This window comes from Bacillus sp. RIT 809 (assembly GCF_016892495.1).
Classification (GTDB): Bacteria; Bacillota; Bacilli; order Bacillales; family Bacillaceae_G; genus Bacillus_A; species Bacillus_A cereus_U.
Window position 1 is genome coordinate 235,192 of record NZ_JAFEMR010000004.1, and the last position, 15,111, is coordinate 250,302.

Sequence of the window (15,111 nt, forward strand, 5' to 3'; positions counted from 1 at the left end):
TAGAGTAACATTATAAATGGATTTAGGAGGCAACAAGAATGAAAATGATGGACGCTAACGAAATTATTTCGTTTATTCAAAACAGTGAAAAGAAAACTCCTGTAAAGGTATACATAAAAGGGGATTTAAAAGAAGTAACATTCCCTGAAACGGTACAAGCATTTGTAAATAAAAAATCTGGTGTATTATTCGGAGAATGGTCTGAAATTAAGACAATTCTTGATGAAAATAACAAGCACATTGTTGACTATGTAGTTGAGAACGACCGTCGTAATTCTGCAATTCCAATGCTTGATTTAAAAGGTATTAAAGCTCGTATTGAGCCAGGCGCGATTATTCGTGACCATGTAGAAATTGGTGACAACGCTGTTATCATGATGAATGCAACAATTAACATCGGTGCTGTAATTGGTGAAGGTACTATGATCGACATGAACGCAGTGCTTGGTGGACGTGCAACAGTTGGCAAAAACTGTCACGTAGGTGCAGGTGCTGTACTTGCCGGTGTTATTGAGCCACCTTCTGCAAAACCAGTTATCGTTGAAGATGATGTTGTAATTGGTGCAAATGTAGTTGTTCTAGAAGGCGTTAGAGTAGGTAAAGGTGCAGTTGTAGCAGCAGGAGCTGTTGTAACAGAAGATGTGCCTCCATATACAGTTGTTGCGGGAACTCCGGCACGTGTAATTAAAGAAATTGATGAGAAGACAAAAGCAAAAACTGAAATCAAACAAGAGCTTCGTCAATTAAACCCAGAGAAATAAAAAACAAAAAGCGTAAGAGCATGAATGTGCTCTTACGCTTTTTATAGATAGAGGTGCAAAAATGACAGTAAGCAAATTTGTCCAAGTTCGTAGAGATTTACATAAAATTCCGGAAATCGGATTTAAAGAGTGGAAAACACAACAGTATATTTTAGATTATATAGGAACGCTTCCTAACGAATATTTGGAAGTGAGAACATGGAAAACAGGTGTAGTTGTTAAAGTAAATGGGAAAAATCCTGAAAAAATAATAGGTTATCGTGCAGATATAGATGGTCTACCTATTACAGAGGAAACTGGATATGAATTCTCTTCTGTCCATGAAGGAATGATGCATGCATGTGGACATGATTTGCATGCAACAATCGGTTTAGGCCTTCTAACAGCGGCTGTAAGCGAAAGAATAGATGATGATATTGTATTTATATTCCAACCAGCTGAAGAAGGTCCAGGTGGTGCACTTCCTATGTTAGAAAGTGATGAGTTAAAAGAATGGAAGCCTAATATGATTCTTGGACTTCATATTGCGCCTGAATACTCTGTGGGAACAATTGCGACAAAAGAAGGTTTATTATTTGCGAATACATCAGAGTTATACGTTGATTTAAAAGGAAAAGGTGGACATGCTGCATATCCGCATACAGCAAATGATATGATTGTTGCAGCGAGTCATCTCGTTACACAACTTCAATCAGTTATTAGTCGTAATGTGAATCCTCTTGACAGTGCGGTAATTACAATTGGGAAAATTACAGGTGGTACAGTTCAAAACATTATCGCAGAAAAGTCTCGTTTAGAAGGAACAATCCGAACGCTATCAGTGGAATCAATGAAACGTGTTAAAAGCCGAATTGAGGCAATTGTTGCGGGAATAGAAGCTTCCTTTCAATGTGAAGCTGTTATTGACTACGGAGCGATGTATCATCAAGTGTATAACCATGAAGAGTTAACGAGAGAGTTTATGCAATTTACACGTGAACAAACGAATATGGACGTAATTACATGTACGGAGGCAATGACAGGTGAAGACTTCGGTTATATGCTTCGAGAGATACCTGGATTTATGTTTTGGCTTGGAGTAAATTCAGAATATGGTTTACATCATGCGAAATTAAAACCAGACGAAGAGGTTATTGAGAAAGCGATTGTATTTTTAAATCAATATGTGAAGTGGAAGGGAAATAGAAAGTGAACTTACTCGCTAATTGTGCAACAGTTTAGAGTGGGGATTTTTTAGTTCCGAGACGAAAACATCTTTTGTATTTGTTAGTGTTAGACACCTTCATACAAATGAGTAGAGTTAAATTTGACGTCTTAATAATGAGCAGGGGTTTTTAGCCACTGCTCATTATTAATTAGTACTAATAGGTAAGATAATTATTTAACTACCTTATACAGGTTTACTTTTAGTATGAAAAGTGTGTAAAATCAATGTGATACATAGAAAAAAGGGTGGGGAATTACGTGCAAATTAGCAGTGCGATTTTATGTTTCGTCTTATATGCATATGTTATTATTGCGGCGGTTTATTTTGGGATAAGTTTTTACGCCTATCGTTTAGCAAATAATAGTGAATATGAAGAAACATACAAATGGGTGAAAAGATATTTGTCACCTGTACTAGAAATTATGAATGGATTTGTTCTTTTTTTATTTATTGGATTAATTGCTTTCTCAACGAGTTTAGTAGGGAATAAGACTACGTTATTTGTACTAGGTATCGTTATTTTTATGCTATTAGGAATTCGGATTGGTAATACGGTGTTTTGGAACGAAAGAAAAATAGATGGTTGGACAGGGATGTTTATTCCATGTATGTTAGCTGCAATTGTGACGAATATAGAACATGAATATTATCAATTACATTTTTGGCTTATCATTGTTTTAACAATCCTCTCTGTTTTGTATATAAGTACTGTCGTGCTAACATACATCGCAAATGAAAAAGGAGATGCAAAAGGTGCGCGCTTCTTTAGAGGGCGTGCATTATTATGGAGTGTGCCGACGATGGCAGTTATAGGAATTATTGCGATATTAGTAAATGGATATCAATTTACTAATTGGCAATTGTTTTTAGAAACTTGGTGGATCTTCATTGTTTCGCTTGTAGCTTTTTTAGGCGCAACACATTATTTATTCCATCAACATCATTACATATGGGCACTGTTATTCGCATTTACACAACTTTTATTTGCTTTTTTCGGACAAGAAACGCTATTGTTCGTTTTTGAAACATTTAGTTCATTTGGAAATATATTTGTATTTGGTATGTTAATTTTCGGTATCGCGTTTTATTTACAACAGTATTTTTATATGCAAAAACAAAAATAAGAAGTATATACAGGTTTTTGTAGCGAATTTAAAGTATGTTACAATAAAAGTACATAGTACTTGATGTTATTGGAGGAATTCCTGTGGGCGAAAAAGAGAAAGAATTTGCTGTTATTGGGCTTGGCCGTTTTGGTGGAAGTATTTGCCGTGAATTAGCTCAATTAGGTATGGAAGTAATGGCAATTGACTCAGATGAGGATAAAATTAATGAGTTTGCAAATATAGCTTCGCATGCTGTAATTGCAGATTCAACAGATGAGATGGTATTAAAAAGTCTTGGTATTCGTAATTTTGATCATGTAGTCGTTGCTATTGGAGATAATTTGAATTCAAGTATTTTAACAACGTTAATTTTGAAAGAATTAGGTGTGAAAAATATTACTGTAAAAGCTCAAAATGACTATCATGAAAAAGTGTTAAGTAAAATAGGGGCAGATCATATTGTGCATCCAGAACGAGATATGGGAAAAAGGATTGCTAATAATATCGCATCAAGTAATGTGTTAGATTACCTAGAGCTTTCAGATGAGCATAGTATTGTAGAGATTATCGCAAATAAAAAAATTGATGGGCACTCTTTAATTGAATTAGATATTCGTGCGAAGTTTGGTTTGAACATTGTAGCAATTAAACGTGGGAAAGAAGTTATCGTATCTCCTCGAGCTACAGAAAACATTCAGGCGGGAGATATATTAATTGTAATTGGTCATGACGATGAAGTAGATCGTTTTAAGCATTTTTTAAGATAAGAGAAAAGGACAATGCCGAGGAGGCATTGTCCTTTTTCTTATATTTCCATAATGATTGGTAAAATCATCGGACGACGTTTCGTTTTTTCGTATAGGAATGGTGCTAATGTGTCTGTAATCTCATTTTTAATTTCAGACCATTGTGTTGTTTTTCGCTCCATTACTTTTTCTAAATGTGTTGTAATTAATGTTTGAGCATCGTTGATTAAATCGCTGCTTTCACGCATATAAACGAAACCACGCGAGATGATATCAGGTCCTGCTGCAACTTTAAATTCTTTCATATCAATGCTTACAACTACAATAACGAGTCCTTCTTCAGAAAGAATGCGACGATCACGTAATACGATATTACCGATATCTCCAATACCATTTCCATCGATATAGACAGAGCCAGATGGGATTTTCCCAGCTACGCTTGCTTCATCAGAACGTAAAGCGAGAACATCCCCGTTATCCATAATGAAACAATTTTCTTCTGGAATACCACAATCATTCGCTAATTTCATATGCATACGTTGCATACGATATTCACCATGAATTGGCATGAAATATTTCGGCTTAATAAGACGTAGCATTAACTTTTGTTCTTCTTGTCCACCGTGTCCACTCGTATGAATATTTGAGAGTTTACCATGGATTACATCAGCGCCAGCGCGGTACAACATGTTAATTGTACGACTTACACTAATTGTATTGCCTGGGATTGGTGAAGAAGAGAAAACAACTGTATCGCCAGGGATAATTTGAATTTGACGATGTGTACCATTGGCAATACGTGAAAGTGCTGCCATCGGCTCCCCTTGACTACCTGTACATAACATAACAACTTTATTAGCTGGTAGGCGGTTTAGCTGAGATGTGTCTATGAATGTATCCTTTGGACACCGGATATAACCAAGGTTTTGTCCGATTTCAATAGCTGCTTCCATACTTCGACCGAATACAGCTACTTTACGATTGTTTTCAACAGCAGCCTCAACAACTTGTTGTAAGCGATGGATATTCGATGCAAAGGTTGCGAATATAATACGACCGTCTACTTTGCGGAATATATCTTGAATACTATCACCAACGCGGCGCTCAGACATCGTAAAGTTTGGCACTTCACTGTTTGTACTATCAGATAAGAGACAAAGTACACCGTCTTTTCCGATTTCGGCCATTTTTGTTAAATCTGCTGGCTCGCCTACTGGTGTGAAATCAAATTTAAAATCACCTGTATGAACGACTTGTCCTTGAGGTGTTTTCACAACAACTCCGTATGAATCCGGAATACTGTGAGTTGTACGGAAGAAGGAAACCGATGTCTTTTTAAATTTAATAACATCATCTTCTTGAATTTCATAAAGTTTTGCTTTACGAAGTAATCCGTGCTCTTCTAATTTGTTTTTTATTAGGGCAAGTGCTAATTTTCCACCGTAAATTGGAATGTTTACTTGACGTAATAGATAAGGAATTCCACCGATATGATCTTCGTGACCATGTGTAATGAATAATCCTTTAATTTTATCTTCGTTTCGCACAAAATAAGTGTAATCTGGTATTACATAATCGATCCCGAGGAGTTCGTCTTCTGGAAATTTAATTCCAGCGTCAATTATAATAATTTCATCTTGAAATTGAACAGCATATGTATTTTTACCGATTTCACCAAGACCACCGAGGGCAAAAACGGCAGCTTGATCATTTTTTAGGAATTTCATATGACTATACGATCTCCGCTAATATTAAATCAGCGTTTTGTTTTTCATATTCAAGATGAGCACCAGTAACAGACTGAACGAACTCGATATTATATGCGAACTTTTGTAATTTTTTACGAACATCCTTTTGAGACGTAGCCTCTAAATATAAAACTTTTGTATTTTCACGTACTGGGACCTCAGTTAATTTTTCTTGATAAAATACTTTAAAAATCATTGGGAAAACCTCTCCTTGTCTATGTTTTGCATTATCTGTTACTTATTATAAAGCAAACAGTCACGATTTTCATGTTTTTTCGAATGAGAATGAAGAAAAAGCCCGAAATGGGCACAATTTAAGCGATTGTCTTCTTACGGACTAAATCGTTTAAATAACGCTTGAGCTTTTTCTTCAGCTTCTTCAGCATGATTACTCCTTCCTTTCCTTATTTTAAACATGCATATTACTAATGATAACTCCGTCTCCTATACAAGAAAGAAGATTAGAAGTGAATAGTGAATCTTGTTCTTTTTAGTATAGTGTAAGTTATCCTGTAGTAACGATTAGTAGCCGTTAGTTATAGATATAGTATGAGGAAGAATAGAAAAGAAAATTCATCCGAACAAGTATCCACATTTTTTTACTAATAGTATATGCACATTTCATAAATAAGGTCAGAAAGTGAACGCTTTCTTCACAGATGTTTAATATGTTATACTTTTTTTTGAAATTTGAAAAGTGATAATCAAAATAGGAATATAGAGTGCCAGAAAGGGTTTTGACAAATGAATGATAAAATTGTCTTTTTTGATATTGATGGAACATTATTAGATCATGATAAAAAAATTCCGCAATCTACAAGAGATGCAGTAAGAGATTTACAAGAAAAAGGTGTGCATGTAGCGATTGCGACAGGGCGTGCGCCATTTATGTTTGAAGATATTCGTGAGGAACTCAATATACATAATTATGTTAGTTTTAACGGACAGTATGTTGTATTTGAGGATGAGGTATTATTTAATAATCCATTACATCCTGATGCTCTACATAAGTTTACTCAGTTTGCAAAACAAGAAGGATATCCACTTGTATATCTTGACCATCAAGAAATGAGAGCGTCAGTGGAATATCATGATTATGTAAAAGAAGGTTTTGGAAGCTTACAATTCGAGCATCCGGCATATGAACCTGATTTTTATGAGAAACGCGATATTTATCAAACGCTTCTTTTTTGTGAAGTAAACGAAGAAGAAAAGTTTATTCATCATTATCCAGATTTTCATTTTATACGCTGGCATGCATATTCAATGGATATTATTCCTAATGGTGGTTCTAAGGCAAAAGGGATTGAGAAGTTTATTGAGAAAATAGGGTTTAATCGTGAACAAGTATATGCATTTGGGGACGGATTAAATGATTTAGAAATGATTGAAGCAGTAGGAACGGGCATTGTGATGGGGAATGGTCATGAGGATTTGAAAAAACTTGCTAATTATGTGACAAAAGATGTTAATGAAGACGGTATTTATCACGGATTAAAGTGGGCTGGCTTGTTATAGGTAAGTGTGGAACCCATTTCATATAATAAAAAGGCGGAAGGTTAACTTCCGCCTTTTTACTATTATCGCTCGAGAGGTTTTGAATCATCGGGAGCCACAAATGGATTGTCTTTATTAATATGGTCATAGAACATAACACCGTTTAGATGGTCGATTTCATGTTGGAATACAATTGCTGGTAAACCTTTTAATCGCAGTTTTACGTCTTCACCGTTAATCGTTGTTGCCTTTACTGTAATTCTTGTGTAACGAGGGACATAACCAGCTACTTCACGGTCTACAGATAGACAGCCTTCACCATTTTGTAAATATGTACGTTCAACAGAATGACTAATGATTTTTGGGTTGAATAATGCGTAGCTATATAACGTATCGTTCGTATTAGTTACATGAACCGCAATCATTTTCTTTGAAATACCGATTTGCGGAGCCGCTAATCCGATTCCGGGGCGTAAATTATATTTTTCAGCCATTTCAGGGTCCTGGCTATTTATTACAAATTCAATCATTTCTTTAAGAGTATTTGTATCTTCCTCGCTAGCAGGTAAGGAGACCTCTTCTGCGACTTCGCGCAAAATAGGATTTCCTTCACGAATTACCTCATTCATTGTAAGCATATGTAATCTCTCCTTTCTTCTTTAGTCTACCAAAGGAGATAAAAAAAGTCATCGGCAAGTAAGGAAGAACTACTTGGAAACAAATCTTCTATAGATAAGTTATGTAATAAAAGAAAAGACGGCAAAGCCGTCTGTTTCTTTCCATAGTTGTTTCATTTTACATTAATTAGCGAATGCAAGCAGCACCAACGATAATTAAAAGGATAAACAACACAACGATTAAGGCGAAGCCGCGTCCAGATTCGCCACAAGAACCGCCATAACCGTAGGAAGGATATGAACAAGTTGTTGGATAGCAATATGAGTATCCGTACATGAGATGACCTCCTTTATCATTTCCCGCTAATACTGCGGTTACTATAATGTATGGAGGAATGATTAGAAATGTATAGGTATTTACCTATAAAAGGAAGAAGTGTTTGTATAATTTTATTGAGAAGAGAGAAAAACTAAAGAGAATTAAATCGTTTACATATTATTCTAAGAGAAAAAACAAGTTAAAAAGGGAATAATATAACAGTAGGTTATTGCTTACTAATACAGATGTGAAAAATAAAAACATGTTTGTGTAGAGGAAACCTGCATATTATTTATAAAAAAACGTATTCAAAGTAATTGACATCGTAATTAGAATAGTTGTAAACTAAAAAACGTGATCAAGATTGTATTAATATGTTTTTGAAAAAACATTAGTACAGATTGTTAGGTACACAAAATTATTCTCAACCGACAGACAAACTTGTTGGTTTACATTGTTGCGCTTTCAGTCTAGCTAATAGATAGTGAAAGCGTTTCAGAATATGGTTCAAGAGAGGAAGAGGTGAACGGAATGGGTACTAAAACAAAAAACACCCTATTTAATGTTGATGAGCAAATGAAAGCTATCGCAGCTCAATTTGAAACATTACAAATTTTAAATGAAAAAGGCGAAGTTGTGAATGAAGCAGCTATGCCTGAATTATCAGATGATCAATTAAAAGAGTTAATGCGCCGTATGGTGTATACTCGCGTACTAGATCAACGTTCTATTTCTTTAAACCGTCAAGGACGTTTAGGTTTCTACGCACCAACTGCTGGACAAGAGGCTTCTCAATTAGCAAGTCATTTCGCACTTGAAGCAGAAGATTTCATCTTACCAGGATATCGTGATGTTCCACAATTAGTGTGGCACGGTCTACCATTATATCAAGCATTCTTATTCTCTCGTGGACATTTCATGGGTAACCAAATGCCTGAGAATGTAAATGCACTTGCTCCACAAATCATTATCGGTGCGCAAATCATCCAAACTGCTGGTGTTGCGTTAGGTATGAAACTACGTGGTAAAAAATCTGTTGCAATTACTTACACTGGTGACGGTGGTGCTTCACAAGGTGACTTCTACGAAGGTATGAACTTTGCGGGTGCATTCAAAGCTCCAGCAATCTTCGTTGTACAAAATAACCGTTATGCAATCTCTACTCCAGTAGAAAAGCAATCTGCAGCTAAAACTGTAGCACAAAAAGCAGTAGCAGCAGGTATTTACGGAATTCAAGTAGACGGTATGGATCCATTAGCTGTATACGCAGCAACTGCATTCGCTCGTGAGCGCGCAGTAAACGGTGAAGGCCCTACTTTAATTGAGACTTTAACATTCCGTTATGGTCCACATACAATGGCTGGTGATGACCCAACTCGTTACCGTACAAAAGATATCGAAAACGAATGGGAACAAAAAGATCCAATCGTACGCTTCCGTGCATTCTTAGAAAACAAAGGCCTATGGTCTCAAGAAGTTGAAGAGAAAGTAATCGAAGAAGCAAAAGAAGATATCAAACAAGCAATTGCTAAGGCTGACCAAGCTCCAAAACAAAAAGTTACTGATTTAATGGAAATCATGTACGAAAAAATGCCTTACAACTTAGCTGAACAATATGAAATTTACAAAGAAAAGGAGTCGAAGTAAGCCATGGCTCAAATGACAATGATTCAAGCAATCACTGATGCTTTACGCGTTGAAATGAAAAATGATCCTAACGTACTTGTGTTTGGTGAAGACGTTGGTGTAAACGGCGGAGTATTCCGTGCTACTGAAGGTTTACAAGCTGAATTCGGTGAAGATCGTGTAATGGATACTCCACTTGCAGAGTCTGGTATTGGTGGACTTGCAGTTGGACTTGCACTTGAAGGCTTCCGTCCAGTTCCAGAAATCCAATTCTTCGGTTTCATTTATGAAGTAATGGATTCAGTTTCTGGTCAATTAGCTCGTATGCGTTACCGTTCTGGTGGACGTTGGACTGCTCCAGTAACAATTCGTTCTCCATTCGGTGGTGGCGTTCATACTCCAGAACTACATGCTGATAGCTTAGAAGGATTAGTGGCTCAACAACCTGGTCTAAAAGTTGTTATTCCATCTACTCCATACGATGCAAAAGGTCTTTTAATCTCTGCGATTCGTGACAACGATCCAGTTATCTACTTAGAGCATATGAAATTGTACCGTTCATTCCGTCAAGATGTACCAGAAGGCGATTACACAATTGATTTAGGTAAAGCTGATATCAAACGTGAAGGTACAGATGTATCTGTTATCGCTTATGGTGCTATGGTTCATGCTGCATTAAAAGCTGCTGAAGAACTTGAAAAAGAAGGTATCTCTTTAGAGGTTGTTGACTTACGTACAGTTCAACCATTAGATATCGAAACAATCATTGCTTCTGTTGAAAAAACAGGTCGCGTAGTTGTAGTTCAAGAAGCTCAAAAACAAGCTGGTATTGCAGCTAACGTTGTAGCGGAAATTAACGACCGTGCAATCTTAAACTTAGAAGCTCCAGTTGTACGTGTTGCAGCTGCTGATACAGTATTCCCATTCTCTCAAGCTGAGAGCGTATGGTTACCAAACCATAAAGATATTGTTGAAGCTGTTAACAAAGTAATGAACTTCTAATTTTTAGTTTTTCATGTGCAAAAGAAATCAGCACATGCTGGTTTCTTTTGTACATATTCCATAATAATGAAATGAATCAGGGGGCTGAATTCCGTGGCATTTGAATTTAAACTACCAGATATCGGTGAAGGTATCCACGAAGGTGAAATCGTAAAATGGTTTATTAAACCAGGCGATGAAGTAAATGAAGACGATGTACTTCTTGAAGTACAAAATGATAAAGCAGTAGTAGAAATCCCTTCTCCTGTTAAAGGTAAAGTACTTGAAGTACTTGTAGAAGAAGGAACAGTTGCAATTGTAGGAGATACATTAATTAAATTTGATGCTCCTGGATACGAAAACCTTAAATTTAAAGGTGACGATCATGATGAAGCTCCAAAAGCTGAAGAAGCAGCAGTAGAAGCTCCAGCAGCGGAAACTACTCCAGCAGCAACTGCAGAAGTAGTAAATGAGCGTGTAATCGCTATGCCATCTGTTCGTAAATATGCTCGTGAAAAAGGTGTAGATATTCATAAAGTAGCTGGTTCTGGTAAGAACGGCCGTGTTGTGAAAACTGACATCGATGCATTTGCAAATGGTGGACAAACTGTAGCAGCAACTGAGGCTCCAGCAGCAGTAGAAGCTACTCCAGCAGCAGCGAAAGAAGAAGCACCAAAAGCACAACCAATCCCAGCTGGTGAATATCCAGAAACTCGTGAGAAAATGAGTGGTATCCGTAAAGCGATTGCGAAAGCAATGGTTAACTCTAAGCATACAGCTCCTCACGTAACATTAATGGACGAAGTAGATGTAACAGAACTTGTTGCTCACCGTAAGAAGTTCAAAGCTGTTGCAGCTGACAAAGGTATTAAATTAACTTACCTTCCATACGTTGTAAAAGCTTTAACATCTGCATTACGTGAATTCCCAATGTTGAATACTGCTTTAGACGATGCTTCTCAAGAAATCGTTCATAAACATTACTTCAACATCGGTATCGCAGCTGATACAGACAAAGGTCTATTAGTACCAGTTGTTAAAGATACAGATCGTAAATCTATCTTTACTATTTCTAACGAGATCAATGAACTTGCTGGTAAAGCACGTGACGGTCGTTTAGCTCCAACTGAAATGAAAGGTGCTTCTTGCACAATTACAAACATTGGTTCTGCAGGTGGACAATGGTTCACTCCAGTTATCAATCACCCAGAAGTAGCAATCCTTGGTATCGGCCGTATCGCTGAGAAACCAGTTGTGAAAAACGGTGAAATCGTTGCAGCTCCAGTATTAGCATTATCTCTAAGCTTTGACCATCGTTTAATTGACGGCGCAACTGCTCAAAAAGCATTAAACCAAATTAAACGTCTATTGAATGACCCACAATTATTAGTAATGGAGGCGTAATAACAATGGTAGTAGGAGATTTCCCAATTGAATTAGATACAGTCGTTGTTGGTGCAGGTCCTGGTGGATACGTTGCGGCAATTCGTGCAGCACAATTAGGTCAAAAGGTAGCAATCATTGAAAAAGCTAACCTTGGTGGCGTATGCTTAAACGTTGGATGTATTCCTTCAAAAGCGTTAATCAATGCAGGTCATCGTTATGAGAATGCAATGCATTCTGATGACATGGGTATCACTGCAGAGAACGTAAAAGTTGACTTTACAAAAGTTCAAGAATGGAAAAACGGCGTAGTTAAGAAATTAACTGGCGGTGTTGAAGGCCTTCTTAAAGGTAATAAAGTTGAAATCATTCGCGGTGAAGCTTACTTCGTAGATGCTAACACATTACGCGTAATGACTGAAGATGCAGCTCAAACTTATACGTTTAAAAATGCTGTTCTTGCAACTGGTTCTACACCAATCGAAATTCCTGGATTCAAATACTCTAAACGTGTTATCAACTCTACAGGCGCTCTAAGCTTACCTGAAATTCCTAAAAAACTTGTTGTAATCGGCGGCGGTTACATCGGTATGGAATTAGGTACTGCATATGCTAACTTCGGTACAGAAGTTACTGTAGTAGAAGCTGGCGACGAAATCTTAGCTGGTTTCGAAAAAGCAATGAGCTCTGTTGTTAAACGTGCCCTTCAAAAGAAAGGTAACGTAAATATCCATACAAAAGCTATGGCTAAAGGCGTTGAAGAAACAGAAACTGGCGTAAAAGTTAGCTTCGAAGTTAAAGGTGAAATCCAAACTGTAGAAGCAGATTACGTATTAGTAACTGTAGGTCGTCGTCCAAACACTCAAGAAATCGGTCTTGAGCAAGTTGGAGTTAAAATGACTGACCGCGGTATCATCGAAATCGATGAGCAATGCCGTACAAACGTACCAAACATCTATGCAATCGGTGATATCGTTCCTGGACCACCATTAGCTCACAAAGCTTCTTACGAAGGTAAAGTAGCTGTTGAAGTAATTAGTGGCCATGCATCAGCAATCGATTACATCGGAATTCCTGCAGTATGCTTCACTGATCCAGAATTAGCATCTGTTGGTTACACTAAGAAACAAGCTGAAGAAGCAGGAATGACAGTAGCTGTATCTAAGTTCCCATTCGCTGCAAACGGTCGTGCGTTATCATTAAACAGCACTGACGGTTTCTTACAACTTGTAACACGTAAAGAAGATGGTCTTCTTGTAGGTGCACAAGTTGCAGGTGCAGGTGCTTCTGATATTATCTCTGAGATTGGTTTAGCTATCGAAGCTGGAATGACAGCTGAAGATATCGCTCAAACAATCCATGCTCACCCAACATTAGGTGAAATCACAATGGAAGCAGCTGAAGTTGCTCTTGGAATGCCAATTCACATTGTAAAATAATTTAAGTAATGTAAATAACCCATCTCTTATTTAAAGAGATGGGTTATTTTTATTTTCATAAAATGACTTGCAAGGTCTTTATATGTACTTGTCGAATGAATATATAATACTTTAAATGAATCGTTAGAATATATGCCGTTGTATAATATGTAATTGATTCAAACTTAATCCCATATATTAATAAAATAGAGCATGTCAAAGGAGAAGGTTCCATGAAAATATTACATGTTATATTTTATCATTTTCTATTATGGAGTGGTTTTTCCGTTGTATTAACATTATCGAATGGTGATAAGTTTCATTATAAAGTAATACTCTTTTTCGTATTTCTTTATTTAGCATATGTGATTGCATGTTTTCTATTACACGTAAGGAAGCAGGCTTTATTACTTACGTGTTCGAATTGTATACTCTTTTTAATTCTATTCTCTATTTTTTAAATTAACGTTTATAGAAATACATTGTTCTTCCATTAAATAGTTGTAACTCTCCTTCTAATTTCTTCGCTAGAAAACGGCTAAATTCATTTGCTTTTCCTTTATCACCAAATGTTGCTGTAGTAGGTAAAGAAACCTGAATGAAAGATTGTTCCTTTTCTATTCCAATCCCCACATAAATAGAATCATATCGATCGTGACTTGATTGGAGTTTTAATGTTGTTGCTGATGTATCTAATATTTCATAAGGAAAAGCTGTATTTGTATAAGCATAATTAATTTGATCACCAGTCTTGGAAGTAACGGTTTTATAGTTATGAAAAAGGTGTTTTACATCTTCTATTGAAACAGATTGTTGATTAGATTTAGGTACAAGTGTGATAAAGGCGTGTTGCATACAAATTTCCTCCTAGTTTAGTAGAATAATATCATTCTACATCCTACTGAATTTTTTGACAATTAAAAGGAGTATTACTTTTTTTGTTTAATATATTATGAATAGGAAGTGTTATTTAGAAAGGTGGAAACTCATGTTTGAAAAATTGTATGATGAGCATGAAAGTGTGAAGGTACGATTTTTAGGATTTATGACGCATGATACACGTTATGATTTTGGAGTTATTTATACAAATATGTTTTTTGGAAAGCCACTTATTGTTTGTATGCAAACAGGGAGATCTACTTTGCTTGGGCGAGATGATGTAGAAAATGTTCCATATATACAAGAAACTTTTAAGTTAGGATCGGAAGAGGAGGCGGAGGAATTAGCTCAGTTTTTTAAATTTCTTGTTCCGTCTACTTCTTTGCATGCGGAGTATGAAGAATAATTAACAAGAAACAGTCGTATGTATGAAATATGGCTGTTTTTTTGTGTTAATATCGCATACTAATTTAATTTTAAAATATTTAATGTGTTATACTAAAAACCTATTGACGTAAAAAGTATAACATATTAAAATAAAGACAGAAAGTTAAGCGGTTACAAAAGTTTTTGGGATTATAAACTTAGGGGGAAATGAAAAATGGGAACAATCGTATGTCAAGATTGTGAAGGTACAATTGCACACTTCGAGGATGAGAAAGTAACGGTACTTTACGGGAAATGTGGATCTTGCGGATGTGAGCACACAGAACATACAAAAGCCCAATAATTGATAGGAAATGGACAACTAAAAGTTTTTAGGACCATAAACTTAGGGGGAAATGAAAAATGGGAACAATCGTATGCCAAGTTTGTGAAGGAA

At 36.3% G+C, this 15,111-nt stretch carries 17 protein-coding genes; 12 read left to right on the forward strand and 5 right to left on the reverse strand.

Going from position 1 to position 15,111, the window contains the following annotated elements; translation table 11 throughout:
- The first annotated feature begins 38 nt into the window (after positions 1 to 38).
- The 4 genes from dapD (at position 39) to JTF23_RS07065 (ending at position 3,841) form a co-directional block, all read left to right on the forward strand.
- Complete coding sequence (gene dapD / locus JTF23_RS07050; protein ID WP_204208363.1) at positions 39 to 761, forward strand: 2,3,4,5-tetrahydropyridine-2,6-dicarboxylate N-acetyltransferase; 723 nt, start codon at positions 39 to 41, stop codon at positions 759 to 761.
- A gap of 61 nt (positions 762 to 822) precedes the next feature.
- A complete protein-coding gene (locus JTF23_RS07055) occupies positions 823 to 1,953 on the forward strand; it encodes an N-acetyldiaminopimelate deacetylase (protein ID WP_088079295.1) in 1,131 nt (376 codons plus the stop codon).
- A gap of 272 nt (positions 1,954 to 2,225) precedes the next feature.
- On the forward strand, positions 2,226 to 3,092 hold the full coding sequence (locus JTF23_RS07060; RefSeq protein ID WP_204208365.1) for a cytochrome C oxidase assembly protein: 867 nt from the start codon (positions 2,226 to 2,228) through the stop codon (positions 3,090 to 3,092).
- Positions 3,093 to 3,175: 83 nt separating this feature from the next.
- Positions 3,176 to 3,841 (forward strand): potassium channel family protein, encoded by a 666-nt coding sequence (locus tag JTF23_RS07065; RefSeq protein WP_000504032.1) that lies wholly within the window; start codon positions 3,176 to 3,178, stop codon positions 3,839 to 3,841.
- Between the two features lie 38 nt (positions 3,842 to 3,879).
- On the opposite strand, the gene rnjA is transcribed toward JTF23_RS07065, so the two are convergent.
- Together rnjA and JTF23_RS07075 are read right to left on the reverse strand one after the other, a co-directional pair.
- Entirely contained in the window at positions 3,880 to 5,547 is a 1,668-nt protein-coding gene (gene rnjA, locus JTF23_RS07070) for a ribonuclease J1 (protein ID WP_016106048.1), read from the reverse strand.
- Between the two features lie 4 nt (positions 5,548 to 5,551).
- Entirely contained in the window at positions 5,552 to 5,764 is a 213-nt protein-coding gene (locus JTF23_RS07075) for a DNA-dependent RNA polymerase subunit epsilon (RefSeq protein ID WP_000576437.1), read from the reverse strand.
- A 548-nt stretch (positions 5,765 to 6,312) separates the two neighbouring features.
- On the opposite strand from JTF23_RS07075, the gene JTF23_RS07080 reads away from it, so the two are divergent.
- Positions 6,313 to 7,086 (forward strand): Cof-type HAD-IIB family hydrolase, encoded by a 774-nt coding sequence (locus tag JTF23_RS07080; RefSeq protein WP_002014845.1) that lies wholly within the window; start codon positions 6,313 to 6,315, stop codon positions 7,084 to 7,086.
- A gap of 62 nt (positions 7,087 to 7,148) precedes the next feature.
- Here the strand turns inward: JTF23_RS07080 and def are convergent, their stop codons facing one another.
- Together def and JTF23_RS07090 are read right to left on the reverse strand one after the other, a co-directional pair.
- A complete protein-coding gene (gene def / locus JTF23_RS07085) occupies positions 7,149 to 7,703 on the reverse strand; it encodes a peptide deformylase (protein ID WP_204208366.1) in 555 nt (184 codons plus the stop codon).
- Positions 7,704 to 7,869: 166 nt separating this feature from the next.
- Positions 7,870 to 8,019, reverse strand: a complete 150-nt coding sequence (locus JTF23_RS07090; RefSeq protein WP_002160675.1) for a YjcZ family sporulation protein — start codon at positions 8,017 to 8,019, stop codon at positions 7,870 to 7,872.
- A gap of 513 nt (positions 8,020 to 8,532) precedes the next feature.
- Between JTF23_RS07090 and pdhA the strand changes: the two genes are divergently transcribed.
- From pdhA to JTF23_RS07115, 5 genes are all read left to right on the forward strand, one after another.
- Positions 8,533 to 9,648 carry a pyruvate dehydrogenase E1 component subunit alpha gene (gene pdhA / locus JTF23_RS07095; protein ID WP_002160676.1) on the forward strand — a complete coding sequence of 372 codons (1,116 nt, stop codon included), beginning with the start codon at positions 8,533 to 8,535 and terminating at the stop codon, positions 9,646 to 9,648.
- Positions 9,649 to 9,651: 3 nt separating this feature from the next.
- Positions 9,652 to 10,629 (forward strand): pyruvate dehydrogenase complex E1 component subunit beta, encoded by a 978-nt coding sequence (pdhB, locus tag JTF23_RS07100; RefSeq protein WP_000068162.1) that lies wholly within the window; start codon positions 9,652 to 9,654, stop codon positions 10,627 to 10,629.
- A gap of 93 nt (positions 10,630 to 10,722) precedes the next feature.
- Positions 10,723 to 12,012, forward strand: coding sequence for a pyruvate dehydrogenase complex dihydrolipoyllysine-residue acetyltransferase (gene pdhC / locus JTF23_RS07105; protein WP_002128881.1), 1,290 nt, complete (start codon positions 10,723 to 10,725; stop codon positions 12,010 to 12,012).
- Between the two features lie 5 nt (positions 12,013 to 12,017).
- Positions 12,018 to 13,430 carry a dihydrolipoyl dehydrogenase gene (gene lpdA / locus JTF23_RS07110; protein WP_000260105.1) on the forward strand — a complete coding sequence of 471 codons (1,413 nt, stop codon included), beginning with the start codon at positions 12,018 to 12,020 and terminating at the stop codon, positions 13,428 to 13,430.
- Positions 13,431 to 13,642: 212 nt separating this feature from the next.
- Positions 13,643 to 13,870, forward strand: coding sequence for a hypothetical protein (locus JTF23_RS07115; RefSeq protein ID WP_070144671.1), 228 nt, complete (start codon positions 13,643 to 13,645; stop codon positions 13,868 to 13,870).
- 1 nt (position 13,871) lies between these two features.
- Here the strand turns inward: JTF23_RS07115 and JTF23_RS07120 are convergent, their stop codons facing one another.
- A complete protein-coding gene (locus JTF23_RS07120) occupies positions 13,872 to 14,264 on the reverse strand; it encodes a DUF1885 family protein (protein WP_002014853.1) in 393 nt (130 codons plus the stop codon).
- Positions 14,265 to 14,397: 133 nt separating this feature from the next.
- On the opposite strand from JTF23_RS07120, the gene JTF23_RS07125 reads away from it, so the two are divergent.
- Positions 14,398 to 14,694, forward strand: coding sequence for a DUF3055 domain-containing protein (locus tag JTF23_RS07125; RefSeq protein WP_000462037.1), 297 nt, complete (start codon positions 14,398 to 14,400; stop codon positions 14,692 to 14,694).
- A 195-nt stretch (positions 14,695 to 14,889) separates the two neighbouring features.
- Entirely contained in the window at positions 14,890 to 15,018 is a 129-nt protein-coding gene (locus tag JTF23_RS07130) for a GapA-binding peptide SR1P (protein WP_002111499.1), read from the forward strand.
- Positions 15,019 to 15,111: the final 93 nt, after the last annotated feature.

What these genes read in the sequence shown, in the direction of transcription:
- JTF23_RS07080 (WP_002014845.1), top strand. Translation starts at nt 6,313, where the DNA reads ATGAATGATAAAATTGTCTTTTTTGATATTGATGGAACATTATTAGAT.
- JTF23_RS07075 (WP_000576437.1), bottom strand. Translation starts at nt 5,764, where the DNA reads ATGATTTTTAAAGTATTTTATCAAGAAAAATTAACTGAGGTCCCAGTA.
- JTF23_RS07130 (WP_002111499.1), top strand. Translation starts at nt 14,890, where the DNA reads ATGGGAACAATCGTATGTCAAGATTGTGAAGGTACAATTGCACACTTC.
- JTF23_RS07090 (WP_002160675.1), bottom strand. Translation starts at nt 8,019, where the DNA reads ATGTACGGATACTCATATTGCTATCCAACAACTTGTTCATATCCTTCC.
- JTF23_RS07120 (WP_002014853.1), bottom strand. Translation starts at nt 14,264, where the DNA reads ATGCAACACGCCTTTATCACACTTGTACCTAAATCTAATCAACAATCT.
- JTF23_RS07055 (WP_088079295.1), top strand. Translation starts at nt 823, where the DNA reads ATGACAGTAAGCAAATTTGTCCAAGTTCGTAGAGATTTACATAAAATT.
- pdhA (WP_002160676.1), top strand. Translation starts at nt 8,533, where the DNA reads ATGGGTACTAAAACAAAAAACACCCTATTTAATGTTGATGAGCAAATG.
- def (WP_204208366.1), bottom strand. Translation starts at nt 7,703, where the DNA reads ATGCTTACAATGAATGAGGTAATTCGTGAAGGAAATCCTATTTTGCGC.
- dapD (WP_204208363.1), top strand. Translation starts at nt 39, where the DNA reads ATGAAAATGATGGACGCTAACGAAATTATTTCGTTTATTCAAAACAGT.
- JTF23_RS07115 (WP_070144671.1), top strand. Translation starts at nt 13,643, where the DNA reads ATGAAAATATTACATGTTATATTTTATCATTTTCTATTATGGAGTGGT.
- JTF23_RS07125 (WP_000462037.1), top strand. Translation starts at nt 14,398, where the DNA reads ATGTTTGAAAAATTGTATGATGAGCATGAAAGTGTGAAGGTACGATTT.
- lpdA (WP_000260105.1), top strand. Translation starts at nt 12,018, where the DNA reads ATGGTAGTAGGAGATTTCCCAATTGAATTAGATACAGTCGTTGTTGGT.
- pdhB (WP_000068162.1), top strand. Translation starts at nt 9,652, where the DNA reads ATGGCTCAAATGACAATGATTCAAGCAATCACTGATGCTTTACGCGTT.
- rnjA (WP_016106048.1), bottom strand. Translation starts at nt 5,547, where the DNA reads ATGAAATTCCTAAAAAATGATCAAGCTGCCGTTTTTGCCCTCGGTGGT.